The organism is Algoriphagus yeomjeoni, assembly GCF_049821175.1.
GTDB classification, from domain to species: domain Bacteria; phylum Bacteroidota; class Bacteroidia; order Cytophagales; family Cyclobacteriaceae; genus Algoriphagus; species Algoriphagus yeomjeoni_A.
In genome coordinates, this window is the sequence record NZ_CP187512.1 from 3,705,659 (window position 1) to 3,718,919 (window position 13,261).

Genomic DNA, 13,261 nt, shown 5'->3' on the forward strand with positions numbered 1-13,261 from the left:
TTTTTCAGTGGCATCAGGTATTAGACTGGCTTTCTTTCAGCCTAAAATCCTTTATTTCTCTACCTTCCAATTGGTTTTGCCATCTATCCAATACTGGCTGCTCCAAGTGTGCTTCTCTATATTCATCAGGATTCATGATAGGAATACCTTTGATGATTGGGTAGATTCTCTCGCAGCTATGGCAGTTTAGCCAGCCTTCTAGGATGTTTTCTTGGGCATCTTTGAGGATTATTTTCAAACTGAGATCTTGCTTATCAAATGGACAGCAGAGCTTTTCTATCGTTTCTAGTTTCATTTTTTTAAGTCATTAAGTAAATGTTGGTATTGAGAAATGGCTTTCCCCGGATCTGCAGCTTTCATCACTCCAGAGACCACAGCGATGCCATCAAATTCTAAGGGCTTTAGGTGCGCGATACTTTGAGTAGAGATACCTCCTGCTAGGAAAATTGGGATGGAAGTAAGTTTCCTCGTTTTTTGAACCGTTTCGAACTCCACCAAATCACAGCTATTTGCAGTGGATGATGGGAACATGGAGCAAAAGGAGAGGTAATCTACTTTGGCCTGAATAGCATCTTGGATCAGATCAAAGTCATTATTGATCGTCACTCCAATAAGTTTTCGCTGCTGCATTAGCTTTGGAAATAATTTATAATGATCGGGAGGCAATTCATCAAAATGTACTCCATCGAGATCAAACAGTTCTGCCCATTCCGGATGATTATTGATGAAAATAGGAATTCCTGATCCTTTTGAGGTCGCCTTAATTTTACAAATGAGTGGAACTACCTGGTCAGGCGAGCTGAAATTATCCCAAATCTGAAGTGCACAAGGCTTCGCTGATACAGCTTTTTCTAATGATTCTATCAGTTGGCCTTCTTCCATAGAAGGATCGATCACCAAGTAAATTCCGGAATTTATTTTAGCTCCATGTATCATTTCCATCCCTCTTTTAGAGCATTAAAATAAGCAGCCCAATAGGGGTCAGTTTCCAAATAGACTAGGGGAAAGATGACTCCGGATTTTTGAATTTGAATACCAGCTTCTGCATCAGTGATTTTACCTACTTCAGTACAGAGAATCCCTGTTAAAGCTAGCCTACTAATTACATCAGTTACTTTTTTGCGATCGCAAGCAATGATCATGGAACCCGCACCGACGCAGTATCTTGGATCCAGCCCAAACAATCCTGAAATGGAAGCCGCTACATTTCCAATGGGTATCTGATCAATGTCAATTTCACCGCCTTTTTCAGAAGCAACTAGCATTTCATAGATAGCTCCCAGCACGCCACCTTCAGTGACATCATGCATGGCGTGGATTTCCGGGTATTTCTTATCCGTTCCAGCTGCGCAAAGTGCATCTTGAAGCGAGGAAGTTTGGTAAAACTGTTCGAATGCTGAATGGTAAATTTCCATCCCTAGCTTTTGCTTGACAGTTTCCGGAAAACTCATCCCCAAAATTGCAGTTGCTGTCAATCCACATGACTTGGTAACAAGAATCGAATCACCAACTCGAGCACCGGTAGCACAAACCATTTCTTTCTCCGGAGCAATGGTCAGCAAGGTACCTCCACCTGCAAAAGTGGAATTTTGACCCTGTACAAACCCCGTATGCCCACCTGTGATTGCGACGCCTATTTCCTTACAGTATTGATCTATAAAACTCCAATAAGTATTGAAATCATCCTTAGAAAGTGTACCAGGAAGGTTCAAAACAAACTGTCCGTACTGCGGTGCAAAGCCGGTTGTAGCCATATCGTTTGCCATCAGGTGTACACTCAGCCAGGCAGATTCCTGCAAACCCAATGAAGGAATCAATGATAGTGGGTCACTAGTCGCCGCCAAAGCCAAGCCTCCAGGAAGTGAAGTAATAGCAACGTCCACACCAAATGCGGGTCCTTGTATTACCTCTTTGCGCGCAGCGCCAAACCTACCCGCCAGCAAATCCTCATATCCCTGGAAGTTGATTTTACCGAGCTGATCTGCCATTATTCTACGTCATTCAGTTTGACGTACAACCCGAAAAAGTCACCATAGGGAACACTCCATTGCTGGACTGGAAACCACTTTGGAAGACCTGTGCAGGACCACTCAATCGTGTAATCTCTTCCTGCTAAAGCTTCTTCAATGATTTTAATAAGCATCGCTGGTGTGTAAAAAGTAGCGGTGACATAGAACGGATTTTTGCCAAAAACCTGCTGAACTCTTCTTCTAAGCACCTTTGGCGAATTACGATTCATCATTCCCATCGCAATACCATATTTGGCAACACGGGCAGATTCACGGATTACTTTCACAGGATCTTTGTAATATTCGAACGTAGTGATGAAGGCAAGTGAATCGAACGTGTGGTCTTTAAATGGCATGTGATGGGAATCTGCCATCACCAAATCACCATCAAACAAATGAATAGCCTGCGAAAGCATCAGTGGAGAAATATCTCCACCAGTTGCCTTGATGCCGATTTCCTTCCACCAGCGCGTAAAGCGAGTAGTACCACAGCCGAATTCCAAAAGTGTTTTTACCCGCTTGTCTTTGGACACCAGCTGCTCCATGACTTTCTTTTGCCAGACTTCGGCCCGCTTGTAACGCCCTTCGTACCAAAGCTCATAAGTATCGGTGTGCGCACGATTGAAAAACCATTCAGGTCGATTTTGCCAGTTTTTCTGCGCATCAGGCAGTAATTCGAAGTTCTTTTTCTCTAATTCCATAGGAAGTTTTGGTTGCAAAAATGTTAACTGCATTTCCTGCGGTCAGACAACCAAGAGAAAACAAAGGCGTTTTCTAGCTTTAGCATCCCTACGTTGGCATGATCCAAATCAGGTAATTCGGGTATTTTCTCAGCCTCACCAACAGGAAGGCACCCCGTGCAATTGGTTCAAATATAGGCTAATTCTATGGCCAAGAAAAATATATGGTTTGGTTCCACTTACTGAAATCAAAAAAAACGGAGGCTATTTGCCCCCGTTTGGTAATTAATTATTTTTCTTACTTTCCTTTTTAGCGGCCTTTGCAGCACGCTTTTCTTTTAACGTTTTGGTAGCCGCAGACTTATCATTCTTTGGTTTACCTTCTGGTTGCTTAGCCATAGTTCATTGGAGAAATGTTGTAACTGATTCCTGTTAAGTTAGGATGAATTTTTCATCTCTCAATCAGCTAGGAGAACTATTTCATTGCAATAAAAATATCAATACAAGAACTATCTCCTTGCTGAAATTCCAACAATTTTGAATGGCTCTCTAAAATCCTTTTCCTTCCTATTCACTATACTATTCTTAGTTCTTAAAAATTGAAATTATAGAAAAAAGCCTCCGAAATGAGACATTCGGAGGCTTTTGTAAGGTTTGGATTAATGTGAATGCGCTTTAGCCATATGCTCCCGAATCAGGTCTCTGCCAAAATCGCTTTCGAAATCCCGCCATACGGTATGAATATGATTGGAATTGTTCTGTGAATTATCGAATTCGATCAAAAAAGTTTTCGCTTGGATTCTATAATAGTGTGCTGATCCTAAAGCCTTTGCACCAACCCACCCAAAATACAAATCTGACAAGTCCTCATCCATTACTTTTTGCCTTCTTTCACTAGCTATTTTACTCGGCATGTTGGACAAATACAGGTCTATGATCCCAATAAGCTGTTTTTGCTGGTCTGGCTTTAACTCAGAATAGTTGATTCCCACAGGCTTCATTGGGTCGATTTCTGGCAGATTTCCGGACACGATGTCTTTGAAAGATTCAGTTTGAAAAATCGCTTTTTGTTGCTGAGAAGCATCAAGAGCGTTGATCAATTCAAAACCAAGATCTTCTTCCGTTGCTAATGTTCTGTCGCCTTTTCTAGGTCCTTCAGGAATCATCGCAGGATTAGCACCAAAAAATCTTGGTGAAGCAACTACTTTTTCTCCACTAACCGTAAAATTGAGAGAAAGATGATGCCCTTCAAATGACATAGACCAAAGGTCTTCATTGATAGGATCTCCGTAAAAACTCATAAAATATTTGCCTGGATCACGCATAACCGTGTCCTGCCCCATACTTCTAAGGACATTTTCCAACTCCATTATTTCCAAAGTTTTCTCATAGCCGGATTTTGAAAGCATAGATTTCAAAACAGAATGAGCAAGTTTTTTTTGTTTTGCATTCATCTCTTTGAGTGGCAGGCCCTCACGGTTGAACATGGTACTTGGGAAAAAATGCCAATCTTGTTTCTTGGGGTCATCTAAGGCAAAGATGGCTTTGCCTTTTTGCTCAGGGCTTAGAGAACTCAATAAATCTTTTACTGGATCATGCTTTAAGAGCTGCATTGCAACTATAAGTCCTACGAATCCTAGGATAATCACCAAATAGACTCTTTTCATTTCTTTCGGGTTTAAAGTCTTATTTATTGAATTTCAATAGTTTAGAAGAATTATAAGTTACACTTTTTTGTATAAAAAAAGCCTCCGAACTCTTTCAATTCGGAGGCTTAGGTACTCAACTTATCACAACTTAGAATGGATACTTTCCCTGATCAATCATGTAATCAGCGATCTGTCTTCTTAGTTCTTTGGTATTGTAAAGCTCAGATTTGGTAAATCTCTTCAATCCCATCAGCATCACTTTTTGCTCATCGCCTTTGGTGAAGCTACCTATAGCCTCTTTCGCGGCAGTATTTATTTTGTCAACGGCTTCTGAAAGATAGATCTGAGCCATCGCAATTTGATTCTTGCAGGCCTCTTCGCCTTTCATAGAAACCAATTTCTCTGTACGAAGAATCGCTGATTCACTCGCATAGATTTCGATCATCACATCAGCAAGGTTCATCATGATTTCCTGCTCATCTTCGATTTTATCCTGTAAAGCCATTGCTGCTTTTCCTCCTACCATCAAAAATACTTTCTTCAGCTTTTTCAGCACTTCTTTTTCTGCTGCGAAAAGCTCAGAATTATCAATAGTCTCAAAGGATGGAACAGACGTCAGTTCTTTGGAAACGGCCATCGCAGGATCGAAAATGTTGAGCTCACCTTTCATCGCACGCTTCAAAAGCATTCCTACCATCAGCATACGATTGATTTCGTTTGTGCCTTCATAAATTCTGGAAATTCTGGCATCCCGATATGCACGCTCCATAGGTGCATCTGCAGAATAGCCCATACCTCCGTATATCTGAACTCCTTGATCAACCACGTAATCCAACACTTCAGAGCACTGCACTTTTGCAATAGCACATTCAATCGCAAAAGCTTCCACGCCTTTCAGTTTGGCTTCGTTTACATCAAGTCCTTCTTCGATTAGCGCATCTATCTTGTTTTCAATGTCCTGACCAGCTCTATAGCAAAGTGCTTCGGAAACATAGGATTTGGTCGCCATTTCAGCGAGTTTGGATTTGATGGCCCCGAAGGAATTGATGCTTAATCCAAATTGCTTTCGCTCAGTGGAATACTTGATCGCGTTAGTAGTCACCGTACGAACGCCACCAAGTACACCTGCTCCAAGTTTCACTCTACCGATGTTCAGGATATTCACGGCGATTTTGAAACCGTTTTGACGGTCAGAAAGCATATTCTCAACCGGAACTGGACAATCGTTGAAGAAAACCTGGCGGGTAGATGAACCTTTGATTCCCAGTTTTTTCTCCTCCTCATTCATCGTGATACCACCAAAAGACTTCTCTACGATAAAACAAGTCAAGTTTTTATCGTCTCCTATTTTTGCAAAAACAATGAACAATTCTGCGAATCCTGCATTTGAGATCCACATTTTCTGGCCATTGAGCAAATAAGTTTTGCCGTCCGCAGAAAGTGTAGCTTTAGTCTTGCCGCTATTTGCATCCGAACCCGCGTCAGGCTCAGTGAGGCAATAACACGCAGCCCATTCGCCAGTAGCAAGCTTTGGAAGGTACTTTTTCTTCTGCTCTTCAGTTCCATAGTATAAAATCGGCAACGTGCCGATTCCCGTATGTGCACCATAAGTCGTAGAGAATGATCCAGCCGCACCGATGATATCAGCAATCAGCATGGAGGTATTGAAACTCATGCCCATCCCGCCGTATTCTTCTGGAACGGTAATTCCCAGAAGACCAAGATCTCCTGCTTTTTTGAAAATAGTAGGAACCAAATTAGGATCTTTCATACTATCGATCTCCTGCGCAAACGGGGTGATCTCTGTGTCAATGAAATCCTGACAGGCTTGAGCCATCATTCGTTGTTCTTCGGTAAATTCTGCAGGAATAAAGATGTCCTGAGCATCTGTTTCCTTGATGAGGAATTCTCCTCCTTGGGTTGATTTTGTAGCCATGTTAAAGACGTTAGATTTTAGACGCTAGACAGAAGACTTAACTCGATTTTGCATCGAACTTTAGAATCAGTGCGTACAGCATTTTTTGTATTTCAGTAATTTCGTTTGTGACGAAATCAATTTTATCGAAATCAGTAAACTCTAATTCTACACTTACATAGAGTTGAGTTTCCAGTTCGCAAATTGAACCATGAGCTATTCCAAGAAAATGCACAAATTCCTTATCTGTCCTTCTTCCTCCGCCTTCAGCAATGTTTGAAGGAATAGAAACTGAAGCTCTTCGCATCTGAGAAATCAAGCCAAATCTTTCCTCATTGGGAAAATCTGCGGTTAGCTTATAAATGTGAGCACATAATTTAATTGCTCTTTTCCAGACAAATAGTACTTTGTAGTTGTGCATGATTGATATAGTTAAAATGGAACAATCATAATGGTTAGACTTGCGCTAGACTCTATTGTCTTATATCTAGCGTCTTATGTCTTTATACTTATTTCAAAAGTTCATAAACCCCAGCAACACCCTGGCCCCCGCCAACACAAGCTGTGACCAAGCCATACTTTTTGTTCTGACGGCGGAGTTCATTGAACATTTGAACGGATAGCTTTGCTCCGGTACATCCCAGTGGGTGACCTAATGCTACAGCTCCTCCGTTCACATTCACGATGTCTGGATTGAGATCCAACGCTTTGATCACTGCCAAACTTTGAGCAGCAAAAGCCTCGTTCAATTCAATCAAGTCAATATCATTCAATGTAAGTCCTGCTTGATCCAATGCTTTTGGAACGGCCACTTTTGGACCAATTCCCATAATACGAGGATCAACACCAGCCGCGCTGTATGACATCAACCGTGCAATTGGGTCAAGGTTCAGCGACTTCATTAATCGCTCAGACATCACAACCACGAAAGCTGCTCCATCAGATGTTTGGGAAGAATTTCCCGCGGTCACTTGTCCTTTGTTTTTAAATGCTGGTTTCAATCCTGAAAGCACATCCATCGTCGTCCCAGGTCTAGGGCCTTCGTCTGTATCGATAATTTGGGTCCTGGTTTTCTTTCTGCCATTTTCATCCAGGTAAGTTTCCTCGACTTCCACAGGCACGATTTCATCCTTGAATTTGCCTGATTTGATAGCTTCAATAGCTTTCTCATGAGACTTTACAGAAAAAGCATCCGAATCCTCACGGGTAATGCTATACTCAGCTGCAAGTTCTTCAGCTGTTAAACCCATACTGATGTAATACGAAGGATGCTCAGTCGCTATTTTGTAATTCAATACGGTCTTATATCCCATCATCGGCACCATGGACATGGATTCTGTCCCACCTGCGATGATGCAATCCGCCATTCCTGCCTTCACTTTACCCACAGCCAAAGCAATCGCTTCAATGCCTGAACCGCAATAACGGTTGACGATAAAGCCAGGGTTTTCTATGCCTAAAGCAAGAAGGGAAATCATTCTTCCCATTTGCATTCCTTGTTCCGCCTCGGGAACAGCGTTTCCGACAATGAGGTCATCCACCATTTTGGTTTCCAGACCTGGCGTGTTAGCTACCAAATGCTTGATTACATCTGCAGCGAGATCATCCGGTCGGTAGAATCTAAAGCCACCTTTTTTGGCTTTTCCAACCGCTGATCTATATCCGTTAATTATGTATGCTTCCATGTTATTTCGAGTTTTTTAAGTATTGAGTTACTTGGTACATTGTACTTTGGACATCAATTCCTAAGCGGTTTTCCTTTGAATAAAATACTGTGAATACGCTCCAAGGTCTTTTTCTCTCCAGTCAAACTTAAGAATGCTTCACGCTCCAAATCCAATAAGTATCGTTCTGAAACTTCTGTTGGCGAGGACAAATCCCCCCCAGACATTACGTAGGCAAGTTTTTTAGCAATCAAAGCATCATGCTCCGAGATATATGCACCATACCTCATTCCTGTGATACCGGCTTCGAAAAGTGCCAGCGACTCTTTTCCGAGAACTCGAATATCTGTCTGCTCAATCGGCTGAGTGTAGCCCGCTTCGTGCAAGGAAAGAACCTTAGTTTTTGCCTCAGCCAATTGACGCTTACGATTCAAAGTAATCCCGTCGTCTTTTCTCAAATAACCCAAGCTCCTAGCTTCCTCAGCTGAGGTAGAGACTTTCGCCATCGCGATATTCATAAATGCATCCTGCAAGCGATTCAACTCCACATCTCCGGATTTCACTGCATTGGAAAATCTCAACGTCATCTCTTTGGTACCGCCACCAGCAGGAATCAATCCTACTCCTACTTCTACCAATCCCATGTACAATTCTGCATGCGCCTGAATGTGATCTGAGTGTAGTGAAAGTTCACATCCACCTCCCAAAGCCATATTGTGTGGCGCAACTACAACAGGAATTGAGGAATATCTCGCTCGCATCATCGTGTTTTGGAACTGAGCGATCATCAAATTGATCTCATCAAAATCCTGATCTCCGGCAAACATGAATAGCATAGCAAGATTTGCTCCTGCGGAGAAATTAGCGCCTTCATTACCCACTACAAGACCTTTGTGGGATTTTTCAGCCATGCCTATTGCGGTGTTGATTCCCTCGATGACCTCTTGACCCATGGAATTCATTTTGGTGTGAAATTCTAAACCGATCACATCATCGCCTAAGTCATAGACAGAAGCTCCTGCATTATTCCAAATTACTTTTCCAGCAGATTTGAGTGTGTCAAGGATAATGAAATCGTCCATGCCTGGCACTTCCTTATAGGACTTGCTCGGAATGTCGTAGTAGTGCTTCTTGCCGTTTTCTACTTTGTAGAAGGTTTCATTTCCAGCTTCAAGCATTTCATAAACCCAAGCAGCTGGCTTCTCCCCAGCAGCTTCCATTTTCTCTACTGTTTCCTTGACACCGAGTAAATCCCAGTTTTCGAAAGGTCCAAGCTCCCATCCGAAACCAGCACAAACGGCTTGGTCAATTCTGAATAATTCATCTGCGATTTCTGGAATTCGATGTGAGCAGTATCTGAACAAATCATAAAAAGTAGCTCTATAGAACTCACCAGCTTTATCCTCAAAATTCACCAAGAATTTGATACGCTTTTTCAAGTCTTCAAACTCCTTCGCTGCTTCTAATGCTTTGAATTTTGGTTTTTCTAAATCCTTGTACTCAAAGGTTTCAAAATCGATTTCCTTCAGTTCCTTCGATCCATCTTTGTGACGGATCATATTGAAGTATCCAGATCCAGTCTTGTCACCTAGCCATTTTTTCTCATAAAGAACCTGCATGATTTTAGGAAGCTTGAACTTCTCCCGAGACTCATCATTAGGTAAGGCTTTGTATAAGTTATTAGCCACATTTACCGTCGTATCCAAACCAACGACGTCCATGGTTCGGAATGTGGCAGATTTCGCTCTACCTATTAGCGTACCAGTCAATTTATCGACTTCTGATACACCTAGTCCCATTTTTTCAATGGTATGCATACCGGAAATAATCGCGTATACACCTATTCTGTTGGCAATAAAGGCAGGTGTATCCTTACATAGCACTGTTTCTTTCCCAAGGAACTTGTCTCCATATTCCATGAGGAAATCAATGTTTTCCTGCTTGGATTTTGGACCAGGAATGATTTCTAATAAGCGTAAATAGCGCGGAGGATTGAAAAAGTGTGTCCCGGCAAAATTCTCCTGAAAGTCTTCTGATCTGCCTTCGCACATCATGTGCATTGGAATTCCTGAGGTATTTGAAGTAATTAGTGTGCCTGGCTTTCTATGTTTCTCTACTTTCTCAAAAAGTAACTGCTTGATATCCAGTCTCTCAACGATGACTTCCATCACCCAATCGTAATCTTTGATTTTTGGGAGATCGTCATCAAAATTTCCAGTAGTAATTCTGGAGGCAAATGACTTATCATAAATCGCAGAAGGATTAGATTTCAAAGTGGAAGCTAAGGCCTCCGTAACAATTCTATTTCTGACCATAGGATCTTCTTTGGTCAGTCCTTTTTTCTGTTCTTGCTCGGTAAGTTCAAAGGGTACTATGTCCAGTAAAAGCACCTGCACGCCGATATTAGCGAAGTGACAGGCAATTCTGGATCCCATAACACCCGAACCTAAAATGGCAATTTTCTTAATGGTTCTCTTCATAATTTTGGGCTTTTGGTAGTGGCTACCTTGTGGTCTTATATGGTTTATAGTTCAAATATTGGTTTGTTGACATCTATTCCTTTGGCGGTCTGCACTTGATCGATCACCAGTTGAATTTTCTCAAATATTTTGAAGAAATCCTGAAGCTCTTCTTCGCTTACGATTTCTCGGACCTGTTCGTTAAATTCCCGAATAGTATTAACTGAAATTTGCTTCTTTCTTTTACCTTCGTCAGTAAGAAAAATCCGAACAGAACGCTTATCAATTGGATCAGGCATTTTATAAATCATGCCTTTTTCCTCCATTGTCTTCAGCATTCTGGTCAAACTTCTGGTCTCAAGACCTAGTTTTGGAGCAATTTTAGTGGCAGGCGTACCCTCTGTAGAATTGATATTGATGAGTACAAAACCAATGGCTGTGGTAAATCCCTCCTCAGCTGCTTGCTGATTGTACATTCTTGAGATCGCATGCCAAGCACTTTTTATATGGTAATCAACTGTTTCTTCTCTTTTCATCTCTACAGAATTCTTCAATTAATGAGGAATACTAATCTACAAAAAATATTGTATGCATGCATACTATATTGAAAAAAAGTTATGCATGCATCACAAATTATTTAAGCAAATATTCAAGTATCACAGAATATTATAAATGAAAAAGTGCGCTATTTCCAGATATTCCGAATTATTGAGATAAAAAGCCTTTTTTTGTAAAACGATCTACTAATGTTAATAGAAGTAGACAGACCTGTAATTGGTGATCGAAATAGTCACATTTCTAGTGTTTTGCACACAACAAACCAATTTCAGTCACTGAAAAAGCTCTTGAATATTCAGAAATCAAAAAATCACAAGCCTCAATCTTGGTAGATAGCCTCAATCTCTTTTCCGAATTTCTGAAAAATCACTTTTCTCTTTAATTTCATTGTTGGGGTCAATTCTCCTGATTCTATTCCCCAAGGTTCTGCCAAAAGCTTGAAACGCTTGATTTGCTCCCATTTACCAAAGTATTTATTGATTTGCTCGATCTCTCTATCATACTTTTCAATGATTTCAGGTTTTTGGATCATTTCCTCATCTGTGGTGTATGGAATGCCTTTATGTTTGCAATAATCCTTCAATCCTTCAAAACCAGGCACGATCAAGGCACTTGGATAATTTTTATTTTCACCGACCACCATCAACTGGTCTATCAGCGTGGATTCCTTGAATTTATTTTCCATCAGCTGAGGAGCTATGTATTTGCCTCCAGAGGTTTTGAACATCTCCTTCTTGCGATCGGTAATTTTCAGGAATTCTCCATCTAGCTCTCCTATATCTCCAGTATGAAACCAGCCGTTTTGAAGTACCTCATCAGTCATATCAGGTTGCTTGTAGTAACCTAGCATCACATTGGGTCCTTGAACGAGGATTTCACCATCTTCGGCAATTTTTACTTTTACATCTTTCACTAATTTTCCAACCCAACCTATCCTCATTTCTTCATTTGTACAAACAGATGCTGAAATTACCGGGGAAGTCTCCGTCAAGCCATAGCCTTCACATACTTTGATCCCTGCTGCCCAAAAAACCCGAGCTAGCCTTGGTTGTAAAGCAGATGCACCCGAATTAATTTGAAGTACTTCACCTCCTAAAGCTTCTCTCCATTTACTGAAAATTAGTTTATTGGCCAATTTCAACTGAAAATCATACCAAAATCCCATATGGCCACCTGGATCATAATCCAAACCAAGATTTAAAGCCCAAAAGAAAAGCCCTTTTTTAACTCCTGAAAGCTCATAACCTTTGGCTACAATTTTATCATAAATTTTCTCTAGAAGACGAGGTACTGTGTTAAAAGCATGCGGTTTGACTTCCTTCATATTTTCCCCCAAAGTCTCCAAGCTCTCCGCATAGTAAATGGAAAAACCCAAGTACATAAAGCAGAAAGAACCGGTTCGCTCATAAATATGACAAAGTGGAAGAAAACTAAGTACGCGTGAAGTTCCTCTTTCTGGAGTCATAATAGCGGCAATCGCAAGAACATTCGAAAGAACATTGGTATGTGAAAGCATCACCCCCTTTGGTCTACCTGTGGTACCTGAAGTATAAATGATGGTAAACATGTCATCAGGCTTTACAGTCTCTTTTAACAGTTCAAGTGGCTCTATGCTTTCATTTACTCCAATCGCCAAGAAATCCTCCCAGAAAATCGCACATTCAATTGTTGAAAAACTGTAAATAAATCGATCTCCACATACCTCTTTGGCTTTATCAAAAATCACCTGATCACCAACGAAAATCATTTTGACTTCGGCATGATCAAAAATATATTCGAAATCTGAGGAGGTTATTGTAGGATAAATGGGTACGGATATTCCACCTATCTGCTGCAGTGCTAAATCAATGAAATTCCATTCTGGACAGTTTTCGGAAATGATAGCGACTTTCTCTCCTTGTTTCAGTCCTGCTTTTAAAAAAGCCAGGCTCAAATTATCAACTATTTCTTTTATATCTCTGGACGAAAATGATTTCCATTGACCAGCTTCTTTTTTAGAAAGTGCAATCTCTTTATCATAAGTAGCGATCTGATAGGGAATCAAATCAAAAAGTCTCGAAGGCTCCATAGTATCTCATTTTGGGTTTGTATAATATTACCAAAATGTGCGGCCATTACAAAGAGTTATCCACGCTCTCTTTTTATAATAGTTGTAAAATAGATTTTTAAAAAAATTCTTTATTAAGGTTATTAGGACTGTGGATTTGTTGAAAAGTAGGTGTTTTATTCTTCTCCACTTTCTAGCACAGTGAAGATCTGAGTTTCCCACGGGTTATCCTCTATTTGTCCACATGTAAGTCTTTGAAAATTATTGGAGTAAATGAATA

The 13,261-nt window shown here is 40.8% G+C and carries 11 protein-coding genes and 1 riboswitch; all 11 genes read right to left on the reverse strand.

The genetic code is table 11. The features are described from left to right. Positions 1–13: 13 nt before the first annotated feature. On the reverse strand, positions 14–295 hold the full coding sequence (locus ACPUEN_RS14900) for a Trm112 family protein (RefSeq protein WP_425636696.1): 282 nt from the start codon (positions 293–295) through the stop codon (positions 14–16). Next, entirely contained in the window at positions 292–942 is a 651-nt protein-coding gene (locus ACPUEN_RS14905) for a thiamine phosphate synthase (RefSeq protein WP_425636697.1), read from the reverse strand. The genes ACPUEN_RS14900 and ACPUEN_RS14905 overlap by 4 nt, the downstream gene beginning before the upstream one ends. Further along, positions 933–1,988 carry an AIR synthase-related protein gene (locus tag ACPUEN_RS14910; RefSeq protein WP_425636699.1) on the reverse strand — a complete coding sequence of 352 codons (1,056 nt, stop codon included), beginning with the start codon at positions 1,986–1,988 and terminating at the stop codon, positions 933–935. The genes ACPUEN_RS14905 and ACPUEN_RS14910 overlap by 10 nt, the downstream gene beginning before the upstream one ends. Then, entirely contained in the window at positions 1,988–2,710 is a 723-nt protein-coding gene (locus ACPUEN_RS14915; protein ID WP_425636700.1) for a class I SAM-dependent methyltransferase, read from the reverse strand. The genes ACPUEN_RS14910 and ACPUEN_RS14915 overlap by 1 nt, the downstream gene beginning before the upstream one ends. 68 nt (positions 2,711–2,778) lie before the next feature. Continuing rightward, positions 2,779–2,877, reverse strand: a riboswitch (TPP riboswitch). Between the two features lie 471 nt (positions 2,878–3,348). Then, positions 3,349–4,356 (reverse strand): DUF3500 domain-containing protein, encoded by a 1,008-nt coding sequence (locus ACPUEN_RS14920; RefSeq protein WP_425636701.1) that lies wholly within the window; start codon positions 4,354–4,356, stop codon positions 3,349–3,351. Between the two features lie 130 nt (positions 4,357–4,486). Further along, on the reverse strand, positions 4,487–6,274 hold the full coding sequence (locus ACPUEN_RS14925; protein WP_425636702.1) for an acyl-CoA dehydrogenase family protein: 1,788 nt from the start codon (positions 6,272–6,274) through the stop codon (positions 4,487–4,489). Positions 6,275–6,311: 37 nt separating this feature from the next. Further along, positions 6,312–6,674 carry a four helix bundle protein gene (locus ACPUEN_RS14930; protein ID WP_425636703.1) on the reverse strand — a complete coding sequence of 121 codons (363 nt, stop codon included), beginning with the start codon at positions 6,672–6,674 and terminating at the stop codon, positions 6,312–6,314. An 88-nt stretch (positions 6,675–6,762) separates the two neighbouring features. Continuing rightward, positions 6,763–7,938 (reverse strand): thiolase family protein, encoded by a 1,176-nt coding sequence (locus tag ACPUEN_RS14935; RefSeq protein ID WP_425636704.1) that lies wholly within the window; start codon positions 7,936–7,938, stop codon positions 6,763–6,765. Positions 7,939–7,991: 53 nt separating this feature from the next. Continuing rightward, positions 7,992–10,397, reverse strand: a complete 2,406-nt coding sequence (locus ACPUEN_RS14940; RefSeq protein ID WP_425636705.1) for a 3-hydroxyacyl-CoA dehydrogenase/enoyl-CoA hydratase family protein — start codon at positions 10,395–10,397, stop codon at positions 7,992–7,994. 44 nt (positions 10,398–10,441) lie between these two features. Further along, a complete protein-coding gene (locus ACPUEN_RS14945) occupies positions 10,442–10,912 on the reverse strand; it encodes a MarR family winged helix-turn-helix transcriptional regulator (RefSeq protein WP_425636706.1) in 471 nt (156 codons plus the stop codon). Positions 10,913–11,253: 341 nt separating this feature from the next. Further along, complete coding sequence (locus tag ACPUEN_RS14950; protein WP_425636707.1) at positions 11,254–13,002, reverse strand: AMP-dependent synthetase/ligase; 1,749 nt, start codon at positions 13,000–13,002, stop codon at positions 11,254–11,256. Positions 13,003–13,261: the final 259 nt, after the last annotated feature.